General features: G+C 39.6%; 17 protein-coding genes. 4 read left to right on the forward strand and 13 right to left on the reverse strand.

Going from position 1 to position 16,386, the window contains the following annotated elements; translation table 11 throughout:
* Window positions 1-23 precede the first annotated feature (23 nt).
* The 6 genes from NE848_RS02575 to NE848_RS02600 all read right to left on the reverse strand — a co-directional run bounded on the left by NE848_RS02575 (window position 24) and on the right by NE848_RS02600 (window position 6,388).
* Entirely contained in the window at window positions 24-1,196 is a 1,173-nt protein-coding gene (locus tag NE848_RS02575) for an MFS transporter (RefSeq protein ID WP_252110642.1), read from the reverse strand.
* Between the two features lie 5 nt (window positions 1,197-1,201).
* Window positions 1,202-1,561 (reverse strand): cupin domain-containing protein, encoded by a 360-nt coding sequence (locus tag NE848_RS02580; protein WP_252110643.1) that lies wholly within the window; start codon window positions 1,559-1,561, stop codon window positions 1,202-1,204.
* Window positions 1,562-1,565: 4 nt separating this feature from the next.
* Window positions 1,566-2,060, reverse strand: a complete 495-nt coding sequence (locus tag NE848_RS02585) for a nuclear transport factor 2 family protein (RefSeq protein WP_252110644.1) — start codon at window positions 2,058-2,060, stop codon at window positions 1,566-1,568.
* Window positions 2,061-2,075: 15 nt separating this feature from the next.
* Window positions 2,076-2,768: a hypothetical protein gene (locus NE848_RS02590; RefSeq protein WP_252110645.1), complete on the reverse strand. Its 693-nt coding sequence runs from the start codon at window positions 2,766-2,768 to the stop codon at window positions 2,076-2,078.
* Between the two features lie 25 nt (window positions 2,769-2,793).
* A complete protein-coding gene (locus NE848_RS02595; RefSeq protein ID WP_252110646.1) occupies window positions 2,794-3,597 on the reverse strand; it encodes an alpha/beta hydrolase in 804 nt (267 codons plus the stop codon).
* 163 nt (window positions 3,598-3,760) lie between these two features.
* Entirely contained in the window at window positions 3,761-6,388 is a 2,628-nt protein-coding gene (locus NE848_RS02600) for a TonB-dependent receptor (protein ID WP_252110647.1), read from the reverse strand.
* Window positions 6,389-6,614: 226 nt separating this feature from the next.
* Between NE848_RS02600 and NE848_RS02605 the strand changes: the two genes are divergently transcribed.
* Window positions 6,615-8,660, forward strand: coding sequence for an alpha/beta hydrolase family protein (locus NE848_RS02605; RefSeq protein ID WP_252110648.1), 2,046 nt, complete (start codon window positions 6,615-6,617; stop codon window positions 8,658-8,660).
* On the opposite strand, the gene NE848_RS02610 is transcribed toward NE848_RS02605, so the two are convergent.
* Together NE848_RS02610 and NE848_RS02615 are read right to left on the reverse strand one after the other, a co-directional pair.
* Window positions 8,651-9,937: a hypothetical protein gene (locus NE848_RS02610; RefSeq protein WP_252110649.1), complete on the reverse strand. Its 1,287-nt coding sequence runs from the start codon at window positions 9,935-9,937 to the stop codon at window positions 8,651-8,653. The two genes, NE848_RS02605 and NE848_RS02610, sit on opposite strands and share 10 nt — an antisense overlap.
* Before the next feature lie 113 nt (window positions 9,938-10,050).
* A complete protein-coding gene (locus NE848_RS02615; protein ID WP_252110650.1) occupies window positions 10,051-10,551 on the reverse strand; it encodes an SRPBCC family protein in 501 nt (166 codons plus the stop codon).
* Window positions 10,552-10,619: 68 nt separating this feature from the next.
* Between NE848_RS02615 and NE848_RS02620 the strand changes: the two genes are divergently transcribed.
* Window positions 10,620-11,108, forward strand: coding sequence for a VOC family protein (locus NE848_RS02620; RefSeq protein WP_252110651.1), 489 nt, complete (start codon window positions 10,620-10,622; stop codon window positions 11,106-11,108).
* A gap of 94 nt (window positions 11,109-11,202) precedes the next feature.
* Window positions 11,203-11,508 (forward strand): panthothenate synthetase, encoded by a 306-nt coding sequence (locus NE848_RS02625; RefSeq protein WP_252110652.1) that lies wholly within the window; start codon window positions 11,203-11,205, stop codon window positions 11,506-11,508.
* Window positions 11,509-11,536: 28 nt separating this feature from the next.
* On the opposite strand, the gene arsB is transcribed toward NE848_RS02625, so the two are convergent.
* The 5 genes from arsB to NE848_RS02650 form a co-directional block, all read right to left on the reverse strand.
* Window positions 11,537-12,583: an ACR3 family arsenite efflux transporter gene (gene arsB / locus NE848_RS02630; RefSeq protein ID WP_252110653.1), complete on the reverse strand. Its 1,047-nt coding sequence runs from the start codon at window positions 12,581-12,583 to the stop codon at window positions 11,537-11,539.
* A gap of 1 nt (window position 12,584) precedes the next feature.
* Entirely contained in the window at window positions 12,585-13,202 is a 618-nt protein-coding gene (locus NE848_RS02635) for an arsenate-mycothiol transferase ArsC (protein WP_252110654.1), read from the reverse strand.
* A gap of 11 nt (window positions 13,203-13,213) precedes the next feature.
* Entirely contained in the window at window positions 13,214-13,678 is a 465-nt protein-coding gene (locus NE848_RS02640) for a DUF6428 family protein (protein WP_252110655.1), read from the reverse strand.
* Between the two features lie 11 nt (window positions 13,679-13,689).
* Window positions 13,690-14,025, reverse strand: coding sequence for an ArsR/SmtB family transcription factor (locus NE848_RS02645; protein ID WP_252110656.1), 336 nt, complete (start codon window positions 14,023-14,025; stop codon window positions 13,690-13,692).
* 64 nt (window positions 14,026-14,089) lie between these two features.
* Window positions 14,090-15,172: a Gfo/Idh/MocA family protein gene (locus NE848_RS02650; protein ID WP_252110657.1), complete on the reverse strand. Its 1,083-nt coding sequence runs from the start codon at window positions 15,170-15,172 to the stop codon at window positions 14,090-14,092.
* 246 nt (window positions 15,173-15,418) lie between these two features.
* Here NE848_RS02650 and NE848_RS02655 point away from each other — a divergent pair, with 246 nt between their 5' ends.
* On the forward strand, window positions 15,419-16,357 hold the full coding sequence (locus tag NE848_RS02655; RefSeq protein ID WP_252110658.1) for a L,D-transpeptidase: 939 nt from the start codon (window positions 15,419-15,421) through the stop codon (window positions 16,355-16,357).
* The last annotated feature ends 29 nt before the right edge of the window (window positions 16,358-16,386 follow it).

Raw genomic sequence — 16,386 nt, forward strand, 5'->3', positions numbered from 1 at the left:
TCTGAAGATCAGTGCTTTATTAATTATGTTTTTCTAAATAATGAGATCAACCCAAGTATTGGGCCTAAAGCAAGGATGATATACAGGAAAACGGGGTTCAGTTGTGTTGATAGCAGATTAAGCAATTGAATGCTAACAATGGTAATAGAAAAACCTACACAATTCACTATTGTGAGTGCAGTTCCTCTGGATTCCGGTGGAGTATTCTGTGCTACAAGGGTAGAGAAGAGGGGGGAATCGGCAACCACCACAAGTCCCCAGAAAATAAGAAAGGCAATTAGCAGGATCTGTGAATTCATTATGAATACCAGGGGAGAAATAAGACAGCATAAGCCTGATAGAAATAGGGCAGAACCGGCTGTGTTTTTGGTTCCGAAGCTTTCGGAAATATAACCTCCGATCATACATGCCAGACCTCCCAAACCGATTATAAGAAATGAGATTAGGGAGATACTGAATTCTGCTTCTGCGTGAATTGTTTTAAAATAAGTTAGGATCACGGGGACAAATGCCCAGAAAGCATATAATTCCCACATATGCCCGAAATATCCAAATGCGGCTGATCGAAAATCACTATTTCGAAAGACCTTATAAGCCAGGCTTAGATCGGGTTTGTGTCTTTTAGTTCGATAAGGCCCATCGGGTACCAATGATAAAATGAGTAAGCCTCCTAATCCTGCCAGTAAGGATGTGAAAATGATGACCGACCTCCATTCCAGCCGAATGCTTCCTGAAATCTCTTTCAATAAATGCGGAAAGGCAGTGCCTATAACGAGTGCGCCAACCAAATAACCAAGAGATCTTCCAAGACCTTTATCGAAATAGTCTGCAGCTATCTTCATTCCTACGGGGTAGATCCCTGCCAGAGAAAAACCGGTTAGAAAACGAAAAATAATTAAGGTGATCAGATCGTTGCTTTCCAGTAATATTCCAAGGTTAAAAAATGCACCAAATAATGCACATACCAAGAATACTTTTGAGGGGGAGAACCTGTCTGAAATAGTAAGAAAAGCAAAGCTTAACGTGCCGCTAATAAATCCGAACTGAACTGCAGAGGTAAGATGCCCCAGAGCTTGAGCTTTGAGATCAAAACTGAGCAGAAGATCGTTCATAACCCCATTCCCCGCAAACCAGAGGGAAGTGCAGCAGAATTGTGCAAATACTATTACAGGTAATATAGATCTTCTATCAGCCAATTGATTTAAATACGGTCTAATTTTTTACGTGAAAGGCTATGTTCAATTCCTCCGGTGTGTTTGGTAGAAGCAGGCTCAAAAAGCATCACGTGAACTTCCTCTTCTGCAATGGGTTTGTGATCAACTCCACGGGGAACGATAAAGAATTCATTCTCATTTAATTCAACCAACCGGTCGCGGAATTCTATTTTCAATTTTCCTTTCACGATGAAGAACATTTCGTCTTCATCTTCGTGAGAATGCCAGATGAATTCACCTTTAAGTTTTGCCAGTTTTACCTGCTGACCATTTAATTCCCCTACTATTCTGGGGTTCCAGTGATCGGTGAATTTCTTCAATTTCTCAGCTATATTGACTTTTTCCATGTCTCTATTCCGGATTTTGATGATCGTAGCTCAATACTCTTTTCAGTATCCATTCATCATTTTCGAGTAACCATACATGGGTGAATTTTGCCTTGCTGGTCATATAAAGCTCTTTGTTAGGCTCTTTGATAAAAAAGTCATGAGTTCCTTTCTGGATGGCACCATAAAGCTTTCCGTTGTGGTAAAGCGGAAATACCTTCAGGCTTCCTTTGCGAAGTTTACGTATAGGTTTCTTGTCCGGGTTTCCACAAATATTATTTCTCACGGCCGTAAGAAAATCCTCTTTATTAGTACTTAAACCACCCTGGTCGTGATAAAACTCGAGGTCTTCGCTAATAAAATCTTCGAATTCTGAAATTCTGCATTTATCAAAACCTTCTTTAAAAAGAAGGCTGTCTTTCCTTTGTAGTTCTTTATAAAGATCAGATTCCACTGGCACCTGAGAAAAATTAGGTGTGTAACTAGCAAGAAGTAAAATAAAAATGATAATCTTTTTCATCGGTGAATTGAAATTTTAGCCAGGAAAAACATCAGATCTTTTAAAGGTCTTTTTCTGGGAATGAATTTTATCGGAAATACCTGTAAGTATTAATTCGGAATCATTTACTTCTACATGCCATCTTTCCAATGCTTTATTAGAATCTTCCGGAATAAAAGTTAACTCGGGTTTGTGCGCATTAATCTGCCAGATGCCGGAAGTCATAATACCATTTACATCACTTAATCTATATTCACGATCCCAACGAATAAATATCGAAGTTTTATTCCCGATCGGAACGACTTGGTCGTTAATTGAAGTTAACTTCCAGGCACCATATAATTTATCAAATGTCGCCATAGGTTTTTCTGTTATTCTTTTTAATAGAACAGTAACCATAGCTCCCTCTTCGTTTCTTTCCCACCGCATCATTTCATCTTCAAATTTAATCCTGAAGGGGCCAAAAGGGTTTTTCAATCCATTTGTTTCGAGAGGAAGAAATTCACCTGCCTCAGCGTTATAATGCCAGGTTCCTGCTGAATTAGTAATTCCGCCATTTCCAGAAGTATAAGTGTTATCCTTTCCTATATGGAACCATTTGGCTATCGGAGTCATTTGTTGCTCCCCTACATTTACACTTGTAACTTGCCAAAGACCCGAAATTTCCTGTGATTTTGATGAAAAGGAGAATAATATTAAAAAAGTGAAAATGAATAATTTACTGTTCATAAAATTAATAATTGATTTAAAAGATTTACTTCATTAACCAGATAAAGGTTTCGGGGAAATTCCTACTCCACATGGCTTCATTATGTTCCCCGCCGGGGACAAGCTTTAATTGATATTTTTCAGGCTTTAGATCTTTCATTTTTAGGATATCGATCATTTTATTAAGGTCAGGAACCATCTCTTCAGATTCTTTATCTCCAACCAGGAAATAAAACTTTGTTTGATCATTGATTTGCGCTTCTTTAGAAAATTCATAAATCTGGTCGCTAAACCAAAAGGAAGGGGAATAGACTCCAGCTTTGCCAAATGTTTCAGGATGTTTCAGTGCAGCATAGAATGAAATAAGTCCACCCAGAGAGGAGCCAAATATTGCTGTGTTCTTTTGGTCAGGTATAGTTCTAAAGGTTTTATCTATATGAGGTTTTAAGGTCGAAATTATAAAGTCTACATAATCAGCTCCTTCGCCTCCTCCATATTTCTCATTTGGAAAGGGGGTAAGTTCGGCTAGTCTTTTGTCACCACCATGCTCGATCCCCACAATGATGGATTCCGGATTTGAGATGCTGTCAAGGGCTTCGTCCACTTTCCATTCCCCGGCAAAAGAAGTTTCCTTATCAAAAAGATTCTGTGCGTCATGCATATAGATAACAGGATATCTATTATCAGAATTTTCATATGATTTTGGGAGATAGATCCAGATCTTTTTGATCGTGTCCAGCTGTGGGGCTTCGATCTCGAAGGTTTTTACCTGAGGGGAAGCCGTGCTTTGCGCATATCCGGATGAAATAAATAGCAAAAATATATTTAACAGCAGATATTTATTTTTCATGAACAGAATTTGAATATGATCTCAAATTTAATAATAGCCTGATCTAATAGAGTGATTTTTTTAAAAAACTATTAATAGTTTTATTTTCAAAGAGTTTTATTAAAAATAAAGACAGCCGGAAATGTCCGGCTGTCTATTTTAAAATAACTTGAGTTATTCAGATCTAAAACTGGTAATTCAGTCCTATGCTGAAGTTGGTACCTAACTGACCCATTTGCTGTACTTCAGAAGAATATAAGAATCTTCCTCCGGCACCGGCAGTATTTGTTGAAGGCAGGGTGATATCCGGGTACACATCAAAAATGTTGTTGATCATACCATTAATACTCAGCCTGTCAGTAAAATTATAAGCTGCTCTTAAATCGGTAACAATTTTAGCATCAAGTTCCTGGTCTGTTCCTCCAGATTCCGGAGCTGTTACAGTTACAGTTCCAAAACGTGTATTGTTCAACTCAAGGTCCCATTTACCAACTTCCTGGGATAATCCTAGGATGATCTTTGATTTTGGTCTTGAATTGGTGATCAAACCTCTTTCTTCACGGGCAAAAATATTATACCCGTTCTGTGCTAAAGGTCCTGGTGTGGAGATAGCGTTAATTTCAGTTTCATTGAAATTCGCTCCTAAAGTGGCTTTAAAACCCTCAAAGGTATCATAGTTCAAAACGATATCGGCACCTCTTGTCCTCGTATCACCTGCATTTATAAAGAACTGTACTGCCACGACATTATTATCCTCAAGGATCTGTTCAACAGAATTGGTTGTGGTAGGATCTCCATCTTCACCAATTTGCGAAGAGAAAAGGATCCTGTCATCAACATTTATCTGATAGAAATCAACGGAACCATAAAAGTGTCTTGAGAATTTGTAAGTGATACCAGCCGAAAAGTTTTGAGAAGTTTCGGCAAACAGGTTTGGTACACCCAGGGCCTGTACAGCCGGGCTGTTATTGGCCAAAGTTCCCTGTAATAATGGTTCGCTTGAACCTGCAACAATTATGTACTGGCTGTTTGTTAAGTGCCTCTGGTGTAAGGTAGGTGCCCTGAAACCGGTGCTGTAAGAACCACGAATAGCTCCATTTTGTCCTATTTTAAAACGGCCGTTCACTTTCCATGAAAAGTTATCTCCAAAATCCGAGAAATCTTCATATCTACCAGCAACACCTAAAAGTAAAGCTTCGGTAATATCGTAATCTAACTGGGCATATGCCGCAAAGTTATTCCTATCCCAGCTTCCGGCCTCGGCAGGTTTAATACCGGCGAAAGAATCTGAACCTCCTTTATAGTAAGATCGTTTATCTCCTTCATAAGCGTCGAAATATTCCTTTTTGTATTCCAGTCCCATTGCTACGTTAATGTTTTCGGCAAGAATTCCGTTAATGTCAAGGTTTCCTATGACATTTTGAAGGCGATAACCCCCAGGATGGAATGTGGTTGGTGAAGTGCCATTATCAGCCAAATAATCTCTGTTCACTGAATTATTTACAGTATAAAAAACAGAGTTTGCCCCATATGTCGCACTTATATCTGCACCCCAGGTGTCTCCTAAGGCATATTCAAGACCTAACGCATTAATATGGTCATCAATTTCAGTTTCAAAGGTAGGCTGATAGCCTAGAAAGTCTTCGGGTCTGGTTAGAAAACCTGCATCTGCCACGCCTCTCCGCCAGTAAGGAGCTCTGTAATATGCAAAACTACGACCTGTTCTGGTAGTATATCCATGGAAAGAATAAAGTTTGCCATTTTCTCCAACAGGATGTCCAAGGTTAACAAAAAGATCTTTTTTCTCCATATCGGGCTGTCCCACCTTCATTCCAAGATCAGGATTGTCCATGGCCCACTGTACTTCATTTGGACGTGCATCTGGAGGCAGATCATCCGTTCCAGGGGTGCCTGCTCTGTTCGTTAATTTTTGGTTGTAGTATCCCAGGGTAAGATTTGCATATCCGTTGTTTCCAAAATTGAAGGCCGTATTAAGGTCTGAAGAGAAATTAAAACCATCTCCTTCAGAAGTGATGCCGGTATTGGCATTGAAAGTTGAGTATTGTACATCTTCTTTTAGAACCATGTTGATAACACCAGCGATCGCATCTGAACCATACTGAGCGGAGGCACCGTCTCTTAATACTTCCACGTTCGCTATTGCAGCCGTCGGGATACTTTTTAAATCAACTCCAACTTCTCCTTTTCCTGGAGTACGGTTCAGATATACCTGGGCACTCTGATTTTTTCTTTTACCGTTTACAAGTACCAGGGTTCTACTTGGGCCTAAACCTCTTAAATCGGCAGGATCATAATGTGCGGTGGCATCTGATATGGCCTGGTTCTGAGCATTAAAAGAAGGAACCTTAAAGGTTAACATTCTCTCTATTGTAGGTTTTCCACTAGCTGTTATCTCTTCTGCCGTAAAATTATCTATGGCATTTGCAGATTCCAGGATAGTTCTTGGTTTGGTTCGGTTACCGGTAACTACTACTTCATCGAGCCCAAACCCGGATTCTACAAGAGTAATTACAATTTCCTGATCTGAAGAAGTAACGGTTTGCTCCTTCTTTTCATAACCAACATACGAAGCGATCAGGGTAGCCGGAAGCTCTGTAACTTCGAATTCGAAATTTCCGGTTTCATCGGTTGTGGTTCCATTAGCAGTTCCTTTTTCCTGAATGGTTGCAAAGGGAATCCCTTCGCCTTTTTCATTCAGTAATTTTCCCGAGATCGGCTCTTGTGCCCATGTAGTTAAGGGGATGAGCATGAGCAAAGTGAGGAATTTTAAATTAGTGATTTTTGTTAACATATGAATTGATTTGTTTTAGTTAGTTTAACAATATTAGGTAAACTTTATGAAAAATGGATTTTTTGGACTATTGTTTTATTAAAAATATAATTGAAGGAATTGTTTATAACTTTGAGTTTGAAAACCTTCGGTCTTGTATAATTTTTAACCGGGATTAATAGGTAATGATCAAATTATTGTCTCTAACCTGCTATATTTAGCCTTGATTATTAAAATTTCAGCTTTTATGTTACGAACTACTTTTACAATTTTTCTTCTCCTTATGGTAGCCAGCAGTTATTCCCAGGTTCAAAAGGATTTCGAATACCTTGATGTCTTTCAGTTGGAATATGCCGCAGATCCACAGATATCACCAAATGGTGATTATGTGGTATACCGGCGAACCGGTTTTGATATAATGAAAGACAGATCAAAAGGAAACCTTTGGATTGTGGGGATTGATAATCCTAAAATTCATCATAAGCTAAGTACCCGGGAAGTAAATGAAAGCAATGCTCGCTGGTCCCCATCTGGCGATCGTATCGCTTTTGTAAGCAGTACCGATGAGGGCAGTGAGATCTATCTTTACTGGACAGAAACTGGAGCGATGGCCCGTCTCACCCAAATAGAAAATGCCCCTTCTTCTCTAGAATGGTCTCCTGATGGAAAATCAATTGCCTTTACCATGAAGGTAAATGCAAAGGCACCTGTGATTGCTAAAATGCCTGAAAAACCCGAAAAAGCAGAATGGGCCAAGGCCCCAAGGATCACTGACCGTCTGAAACATGAAGCCGATGGGAGCGGTTATATCAAACCCGGTTTTACTCATATTTTCACCATTCCTGCTGAAGGTGGGACAGCAAGACAACTTACGAGTGGTGATTTTAACCATTCAGGAAATCTTTCCTGGTCATCAGATGGCAGTAAAATATTCTTTTCTGCGAATCGAAATAAAGACTGGGAATACGATTTCAGGAACAGCGAAATATATTCTGTAGATGTCCAGAATGGAAACATAGATCAATTAACTGAGAGAAACGGTCCAGATTATTCTCCTGTAGTTTCTCCGAACGGTAAACATATAGCCTATCTTGGTTTTGAAGATAAGGTACAGACATATCAGACAGATAAATTACAGTTAATGAATATTGACGGGAGTGGGAAAAAGGTGATTTCTGTTGGTTTAGATCGCAGCATAAGTGACCCTGTCTGGGATGCCAAAAGCAAAGGACTTTATTTTAAATACAATGACCTGGGGGTTACCAAGATCGCCTATATGGGTCTTAATGGGAAAGTGACCGATATCACCGCAGATGTAGGGGGAACGAGTCTTGGAAGACCTTATGCAAGTGGAAGTTACAGTGTTTCCCGGGATGGAGAGATAGCTTATACGCTTAGCAGGTCAGACCGGCCCGCTGACGTTGCGGTCACTGAAAAAGGAGATAATAATACTCAGATTCTTACCGGCCTGAATGAAGACCTTTTAGCACACAGAAATCTGGGAAAAGTGGAGGAGATCTGGTATAAATCATCAGTAGATCAAAGAGATATCCAGGGTTGGATAGTCTATCCGCCGAACTTCGATGAAAATAAAACATATCCTTTACTGGTTGAAAATCATGGTGGGCCTATACTGAATTACGGACCTCATTTTTCGGCTGAGATCCAGTTATATGCTTCACAAGGCTATGTAGTGTTCTATCCAAACCCACGAGGAAGCACAAGCTATGGGGAGGAATTCGGAAATTTATTATACAACAATTACCCTGGAGAGGATTATAATGATGTGATGGACGGGGTAGATGCGGTGATCGAAAAAGGCTTTATAGATACAAATGAACTGTTTGTAACTGGTGGTAGTGCCGGAGGAATTATGACGGCATGGATAATTGGAAAAACCAATCGCTTTGCGGCCGCTGTTGTTGCGAAACCGGTAGTAAACTGGATAAGTAAGACCCTAGTAGCCGATAATTATTTTGGATATGCCGAATCCCGTTATCCGGGACAGCCGTGGGAAAATTTTGAAGGTTACTGGAAATTCTCTCCTTTATCTCTGGTAGGCAATGTAGAAACGCCTACAATGGTCATGGTGGGAATGGATGATCTAAGAACGCCTCCCAGTGAAGCTAAGCAGCTATATCATGCATTGAAACTAAGGAAAGTTGAAACGGTATTGGTAGAGATCCCGGAAGCCTCCCATGGAATTGCGGCAAGACCAAGCAATCTCATCACTAAGGTTGCGCACACCCTGGCATGGTTTGAAAAGTATAGGTCTGGGAGTAATCAGGATTGATCTTTACTGCTGCATTCAAAACATCCAAGTAAGGCATTGTTAAGCTTAAGCTCTTCAGATCCTTTCAGGGGTTTGGAGAGCTTTCCTTTTCTCTGAATAATCTCATAGAAGTTCCTGGCGTATTCCTGCAGGTGTTTTCTCCGGTTTTTAATCTTGGATGTTATTTCTTCCTTATCTAGCTTTGAGATTGCTTCAGCCCAGACATGGAACGCTTGGTCTATCTTCTCATCGCTCATAACTGTTTGGAGCTCTTTAGCCTGTTCGACAAAAACTTCTTCAGGAGTCTTAAGCAAAAAATAACGATCAAATGGATAAACGAGGCCGGGCATATAATCCACTTCCTCTTCAAAGGGTCTTACCAGGGGTTCAATATTCTTATTGGTCAGGATTTCCGAGATTACCCCGCTAAGGTTGAAAAAAGCGTTATCCCGGTCTCCGGCGATGGGAATTGCTGTCATTTTATTATTTTTTTCCTGAATAGCCCAGCCCCATTGTTCGGCATGTCTGTCCCAGTCACCAATCATGATATCGAACAACCTAAGCCTTACCAGGGCCTTCCTGTCTATATTCAGCTTTTCTCCATATTCCAGTTTTAATTCCTGTAAATCATCAGTTTCTATGATCTCTTTTATGTTATTTAATGAAGTCCAGTTCTTTTCACCTTCGGTTTCATATTCTAGAAGATATAGCCTATTGCCATATTTATCATTGAATTCGCCGAATATTTTTTGTTTGGGTACAAACACGAGCTTTGGATGGGTATGAAGAACTCCGGCAATATCAGACAGTTCTGCCGCGAGAAGTGCTCCGTAAGGATGTTGAGCCGAGATCCCGTCTACAATGATATTTTCAAGGCCCAGAGTTTCCGCTATCTCAGGGATCAGCTTTTGTGGATCTTTGGTTACACTTCTCAAACTATATAGAATACCATCGTCGCTTTTAAGTCTTATAGAATGGGTTTGTTTTCCACCTCCTTCCTTTACGATCTTCATTCCCCCTTTAAGGGTGTCAAGAAAAACAATGGGAACCTGAACTGGGGTAGACCAGGCTTCACGATAATTCTCTCCCTGCATGAATTTTTTTATGGCATCACCTTCATAAAGACTGTTTGCTGCGACTAGGACCGAATCATGTTCTCTGAAATCTACTTTATCCAGATCTTCAAAGCTCTCAATTGTGCAGGTTTCAAATTCTTTATCGGTACTGGAGATCGACCAGTAAATAAGTGAAATGAATAGTATTAAGAGAATTGCGACTAAGGCAAATATCTTTTTCATTTAAGATCTGTTTAATGATTTCCGGATCTTAAAGCTATGATTTTGTAAAAGAATATTTGTTTTTAAAAAGTTATAATATTCAAAAAATAAGAGCAAAAAAATAATGGGGTTTATTAATCCATTTGTAGTTCGCTTCTTTTATTCCTAAGGTCCGGCCCACCCTGAATTATAGATTTTAGATTGAGCATATAAAATGTCCAGCCGGTCTTGCAGCCAGTATAAAAGTTCATTCGAGATTCTTCATCTGTGGGAATATTTTCCTGTACCAGCCTAAGTATGGTCTGGCCATTTTCTTTTACTATACGAACTCCTACATTTCCTGCCTTACCAAAAACAAATCTTAAAAACTCCCCTAATTCGGGTTTTAATAATTCTCCATGTTCCTCCACACTTTCTGGCCAGCCATACCACTGCCATTTGTATGAATCGCCTGGTTGTATCCTTTCTGTTTCTCCTCTTTTATTTCCTTCTGAAGAAGTGAATTCCGCCAGTTTTAGGAACCATTTTTCAAGCTTTTCCTGGCTTAACCAATAATCCATTATTTCTTCCTCTGGTTGATCTATCGGAATGTTTACTGTGAAAGTGCTCCAGTCCAATTTTTTCTTTTCTTCCATGATCTTAAGCTTTGAATAACCGGTTTACCCCGATTAATGAATGTTTTATAAATTTAAAGAAAAAACTAATGTCTGGAAATTACAAAGTGCCTGAGGAAACCAGAATTGGTCATGTTCACCTTAAGGTTTCGAATATTGAAAAAGCCCTTGAGTTTTACAGAGACTTGCTTGGCTTTGAGGTTACCGAAAGAATTGGAAATAGTGCAGTATTTCTATCTGCAGGAGGATACCATCATCATATTGGTTTGAATACCTGGCATAGTGAAGGTGGATCTAAAGCAACAAAATCGGGAGTAGGGCTTTTTCATGCTGCTATTTTATATCCCACCCGTAAGGATCTGGCTTTTGTGGTCAAGCGTTTGTTTGAAAAAGGCTATCCTTTAGAGGGAGCTGCCGATCATGGGGTCTCTGAGGCTATCTATCTCGACGATCCCGATGGAAATGGAATTGAATTGTATTGGGATAAACCAAGAGAGGAGTGGCCTGAAGATGAAAATGGGGGACTAAAGATGTTTACCCATAGACTGGATATTAAATCTTTGCTTGAGTTGGTTTAACATGCTAGATCTTCATGATTTAGTAGGGTTTTAACTAATGTGAATTGATTTTTTTAAGGCCTAATTTTATTTGATAAAATTTAAAATTAAGGTCATGAAAATGTTAGTTAAAATCATCTGCCCCATAGAACCTTTTAACTCAATGGTTAAAGATGGCTCGGCAGGTAAGGTCCTGGGTCGAATTATAGATGAGATCAAACCCGAAAGTATTCATTTTACAGAAATAGAGGGTTGTCGTGGAGCCATTATGGTAGTTGAGGTTGGAGGAGCCGGAGACATTCCTGCAATAGCTGAGCCCTGGTTCCTTAATTTTGAAGCTATCTGCGAATTCAGGATCGCAATGACACCTGATGATCTTATGAAAGCAGATCTTGAAAATCTAGGTAAAAAGTGGAGTTAGCCAGGTAATTCCGGTAAAAGCTTTTTGATCAAACACCCGAAATACCCGGATAGTATTTTCTCTTTAACCAGAAAGAAACTTTAACAAGGAGAATAAGGGCAGGGACTTCTACCAGTGGTCCTATTACCCCCGCGAAAGCCTGACCGCTATTCAATCCAAAAACGGCGATAGCTACTGCTATTGCCAGTTCAAAATTATTGCCGGCAGCGGTAAATGAGATAGAAGCGTTCTTATCGTAAGAGGCACCCATGGCCTTGCTTAAAAAGAATCCAATAATGAACATAAGGCTGAAATAAATAAGCAGTGGTATAGCAATTCTCACCACATCCATAGGGATCTCTACTATAAGCTCCCCTTTTAATGAGAACATCAGGACAATGGTAAACAAAAGGGCGATAAGGGTCATAGGGGAGACCGCAGGAATAAATTTATTTTCATACCAGTTTTCACCTTTTAGATTTACGAGTACGAGACGGCTTAGGATTCCTAGAGCAAATGGGATACCCAGGTAGATTGCTACGCTTTCGGCAATGGTAGCAATGGAAATGTCAACAATAGCCCCTTCAAAACCTAATAATGGAGGGAGTTTAGTAATAAAGAGCCAGGCATAAAAACTATATGCGAATACCTGGAAAATACTGTTAAGAGCTACCAGTCCGGCGCCATATTCACTGCTACCTTCAGCCAGATCGTTCCATACGAGAACCATCGCAATACACCTCGCCAGTCCGATAAGGATAAGTCCTACCATATACTCCGGGTGGTCCTGTAAAAATATAATGGCCAGTAAGAACATAAGTAGTGGTCCTATGATCCAGTTAAGGATAAGCGAGATGCTGAGGATCCTTACATTTTTAAAAACTTTTGGCAACAGCCTGTATTTTACCTTGGCCAGCGGAGGATACATCATTAAAATAAGACCTATCGCAATAGGTATATTAGTGGTTCCTCGATTATAGGAGTTTATATGTTCCGGGATTCCGGGGAATAAATAGCCTAATCCAACCCCAATTCCCATTGCTAGAAAGATCCATAAGGTGAGATTCTTATCCAGAAAGTTTAATTTCTTTGCCATCTTATTTTATGTTTTTAAACACATAGATCATTTCCGAAGCGATCTGGTCGCTACGCTCGTCATATTTTTCATTTACCTGTGCTGTACCGTCGTATGCTTTAGGATCCTTATAATCTAAGGCAATCCGTGTTTCTGCTCCGGGAATAAACGGACAGTTCTCATCAGCATGAGAACAGGTCATTACCGCCGCAAATCCGTGAGATGGATTTTCCTCTGAATCATATACCTTGGAATAGCAAATAAATGGTTTTTCGCTTTTAGCGAAGTGTACTTTGAAATGAGGATTTTTCCCATTTTCCTCTTCAATCTGAAACCCGGCCCTTTTGAGGGCATCAATTGCATTCTGATGGAAAGCCGTTTCCTCGGTTCCCCCTGAAAAGCATTCTGTGTCTATCCCGAAATAAGCCGAAATTGCCTTTGCCCAGATCTGACCCAACTGACTTCTTCTTGAGTTATGGGTACAAATAAAATTAAGGGGAACAGGGCGGCCTTCATCCTTTTTTTTTTGAATGAATGAAATAAGGGGCTTTAGAACCTCCTTTCGATCTTCTGGAACCTTAAGATCTTTTAGCTCCTCAATTTTTTCCTGTAGTTCTGGAAGTAGATTTAACCGGGACATAGATATATTTTTTAGCAGCAACCCGAATCAGGGGTGCAGCATGCATTTTGTAATTCGGATAATCTTACTTTGGGTTTTTGTGACGGAACACCACATTTGTCTTTAGCAAGACAATCGGTTTTGGTATTGTGCATGAGGAAATTCTCGCCATCAAAATCAACTTCATATTTTTCTATGCTTGTGCCCTGGTATTCGATCTCAATTTCAGAATCGGATAGATTCAGTTTATCCTTGGCGAGTTCGATTATTCCAACCAGTTTTTCTGGATGAAGACGGTGGTTGTAATCATTGGCTTCCCAGAGCTGGAAAGAGATTTTTTCCTCATTTCTAATTGTTCCTCCACAATCTATAAATTGTTTTTTGATCTTTCCTATTTCGGTAATATGAAAGTGCCTGGGTACCAGATCGCCCGAAGGAAGTTCGAATACTATCTTTTTTAATCCTGATAGATGATCGGTAAATTCTGATAGTTTCATAATATTATTTTTTAACAACAGTCGCCAGGATCACAATTCACAAGCCTGTCAAACATTCCATTGAAAAGACTCCGTACAGTTCCCCATTTTTCGGGGTTTATGCAATAGCTCATGGATACACCTTCAATATTTCCCTGTATAAGTCCGACATTCTTGAGTTCCTTTAAGTGTTGACTTATAGTTGCCTGGGCTAGTTTCAGTTCGTTTACCAAATCCCCGTTGATGCATTTATTTGACTTAAGCAAATACTGAAGTATGGCAATACGAGCAGGGTGCGCAAAAGCTTTCGCCAGACTGGCAAGTTCATTTTGCTCTTTGGTAAACAAATTTGTTTTGGTAATTCCCATTACTGAATTATATATTGCAATATTACGATGAATAATTTGTAATTGCAAAAGTTTGAATAGGAAACTACAGAGATAATCTTTTACCTTCAAGTGCCGCCGACTCGTTGATCTTTTCTACTATGGCAATATCCCTTAATCCTTCCTCTCCGGGAACAAGAACGGGTTTATCATTGATTATGGCCAGAGCATCATCGTCCATTTGTACTGCCTGCTGATTTTTCCCCATTGGAGCTAATATTTTACCATCACTTGTTCGGCCTCTAACTCCGGAATAGGATTGCATGGGCCGCAGATAGTACCAGCCGTTTTTGCAGGTCACTTCCAGATTATTGAGATTTTCTCCAAAACTCGTCTTTCCGTCCACCATTATCCCATCCGGGAATTCAAGTTGAAAGTTCGTTGTTTCGTCAACCTCGGTAAAGATCTCCGGTCGTTTGGTAGATTGAGTGGCCGAAACTGCAATTGGTTCCAGGCCCGTGGAATATCTTGCCGCATTGATAGGGTATACTCCCATATCGTAGATGGCACCGCCACCCATTTCTTTTTTAAGTTTCCATGGATTGATAGTGCCGCCATTATAACCTGCTTCGGAGATCACATGTTGGATTTCACCATAAGGATTTGTTTCAGCCCATTTCATAATGGTCTGGGTATTGGTCTCATGCTGCATCCTGTAACCAATAGAAAGTTTAACTTTATTCTTTTCGCAGGCTTCTATGATCTGCCGGCATTCTTCAGCGGTTCTGGCCATGGGTTTTTCACACCAGACATGTTTACCGGTATTTGCAGCAATTATTGCATATTTCGCATGTAAACCCGTTGGGAGTACAATATAGATCACATCAATATCATTATTATTTGCAATCTGGTGCATGTTTGCATAATTATAAACATTGGAATCCTTGATTCCGTAACGTCGTTGCCATACCGGGATCTTTTCGGGGCTTCCTGTTACGATTCCCCTTAATTCACAATGTTGGGTTTGTTGTAGGGCAGGAGCGAGCAGATCGGTGCTGTAGTATCCAAGTCCTACAAGTGCTACTCCAAGTTTTTTATATGAATTTGAAGAAATACATGCAGGAAAAGGTAACATTGCTGCGGTTAGAAATAGTCCCGATTTTTTTAGAAAATCCCTTCTGTTATTCATAGGTGATTGCTTTCCTGTAAATTAAGAATTATATATGTAATAAGCCATCGATAAACGAATATGAGCATATACATGCATCTGCTAATTAAAGTTTTAGTTAATTTTTCAGAAAATTTTAAGCTAAACAAAAAGGCTCCAATCTTAAAAAGGGTTAATTATCATAAAGTCAACAAAGCCTTAACGCTTTGTTGGGACAGGCCAGGGTGATCACTGATTAATTTCATATCACGAAACAAAAACTATTACATGATGAAACGCTTTGATAGATTAGGAAACATTGCTTTGTTTTTCATAATTGGGCTTACTCTTTTATCTTGTAATTCCAATACCCAGTTAGCCGATTCTTCAGCCGAAGAATCAGTTTCTGCGATGAAGAATCCAATAATTAAGAAGGAACCCAAAACTTTTAGATATGAGGTGAATTATAAACTGGATTCACTTAATTCTACCGTTGCTGTAGACAGCCTTTTTAAAAGCTACAATGAAGACCAGTTGAAAACTATCCTTGCTCTTAATAGAATGGAAAAAAGACGCTTGAGGCCCGAAAAACCTATTGTAATACCTGAGTGTGCCTCTGCCGATTTTAATACTTACAGTCCTTTTCCAAAAGATCTTTATTTTTTGAAGTGTATCCCTAAAACCGTGCTGATATCACAGAGAGTACAGGCCTTTGGGCTTTATGAAAATGGGGAGTTGATTAAATGGGGACCGGTGAGTACCGGAAAACGTTCTACCAGGACTCCCAACGGACTAAATTATGGAAATTATAAGGCTAAGCGTAAGATTAGTACCGTGGATGAATCATGGATATTGCCTTACTATTTTAATTTTATGAATTTTGAAGGGATAGGAGTGCATCAGTACGCTTTACCGGGATATCCGGCAAGTCATGGTTGTGTAAGGTTATATATGGATGATGCCAGATTTATTTTTGACTGGGCTGATATGTGGCAGGTCAAGAATGCACGAATTACCAGAAACGGAACACCATTTATGGTCTTTGGGGAATATGACTATAATGCAAAAAAACCATGGCATAATCTTACACAAAATATGGAGGCGAATGATCTAACAGACGAGGAAATAGGTACTTTGAAAAAGTATGTGGAACAATATCAGACAGATCCAAGAAATTTCTCAGATACTAATTCCGAAATTGCCAGCAATGATCTTCTAAAAGCCTAAGTGAGTAAATTTTGCTTAATTTGGTCGGT

This window comes from Gramella jeungdoensis (genome assembly GCF_023805255.1).
Classification (GTDB): Bacteria; Bacteroidota; Bacteroidia; order Flavobacteriales; family Flavobacteriaceae; genus Christiangramia; species Christiangramia jeungdoensis.

Excerpts from the sequence above, each read along its gene's own strand:
- NE848_RS02580 (WP_252110643.1), bottom strand. The coding sequence starts at position 1,561 with ATGGAAAAAGTCAATATAGCTGAGAAATTGAAGAAATTCACCGATCAC.
- NE848_RS02585 (WP_252110644.1), bottom strand. The coding sequence starts at position 2,060 with ATGAAAAAGATTATCATTTTTATTTTACTTCTTGCTAGTTACACACCT.
- NE848_RS02590 (WP_252110645.1), bottom strand. The coding sequence starts at position 2,768 with ATGAACAGTAAATTATTCATTTTCACTTTTTTAATATTATTCTCCTTT.
- NE848_RS02595 (WP_252110646.1), bottom strand. The coding sequence starts at position 3,597 with ATGAAAAATAAATATCTGCTGTTAAATATATTTTTGCTATTTATTTCA.
- NE848_RS02600 (WP_252110647.1), bottom strand. The coding sequence starts at position 6,388 with ATGTTAACAAAAATCACTAATTTAAAATTCCTCACTTTGCTCATGCTC.
- NE848_RS02605 (WP_252110648.1), top strand. The coding sequence starts at position 6,615 with ATGTTACGAACTACTTTTACAATTTTTCTTCTCCTTATGGTAGCCAGC.
- NE848_RS02610 (WP_252110649.1), bottom strand. The coding sequence starts at position 9,937 with ATGAAAAAGATATTTGCCTTAGTCGCAATTCTCTTAATACTATTCATT.
- NE848_RS02615 (WP_252110650.1), bottom strand. The coding sequence starts at position 10,551 with ATGGAAGAAAAGAAAAAATTGGACTGGAGCACTTTCACAGTAAACATT.
- NE848_RS02620 (WP_252110651.1), top strand. The coding sequence starts at position 10,620 with ATGTCTGGAAATTACAAAGTGCCTGAGGAAACCAGAATTGGTCATGTT.
- NE848_RS02625 (WP_252110652.1), top strand. The coding sequence starts at position 11,203 with ATGAAAATGTTAGTTAAAATCATCTGCCCCATAGAACCTTTTAACTCA.
- arsB (WP_252110653.1), bottom strand. The coding sequence starts at position 12,583 with ATGGCAAAGAAATTAAACTTTCTGGATAAGAATCTCACCTTATGGATC.
- NE848_RS02635 (WP_252110654.1), bottom strand. The coding sequence starts at position 13,202 with ATGTCCCGGTTAAATCTACTTCCAGAACTACAGGAAAAAATTGAGGAG.
- NE848_RS02640 (WP_252110655.1), bottom strand. The coding sequence starts at position 13,678 with ATGAAACTATCAGAATTTACCGATCATCTATCAGGATTAAAAAAGATA.
- NE848_RS02645 (WP_252110656.1), bottom strand. The coding sequence starts at position 14,025 with ATGGGAATTACCAAAACAAATTTGTTTACCAAAGAGCAAAATGAACTT.
- NE848_RS02650 (WP_252110657.1), bottom strand. The coding sequence starts at position 15,172 with ATGAATAACAGAAGGGATTTTCTAAAAAAATCGGGACTATTTCTAACC.
- NE848_RS02655 (WP_252110658.1), top strand. The coding sequence starts at position 15,419 with ATGATGAAACGCTTTGATAGATTAGGAAACATTGCTTTGTTTTTCATA.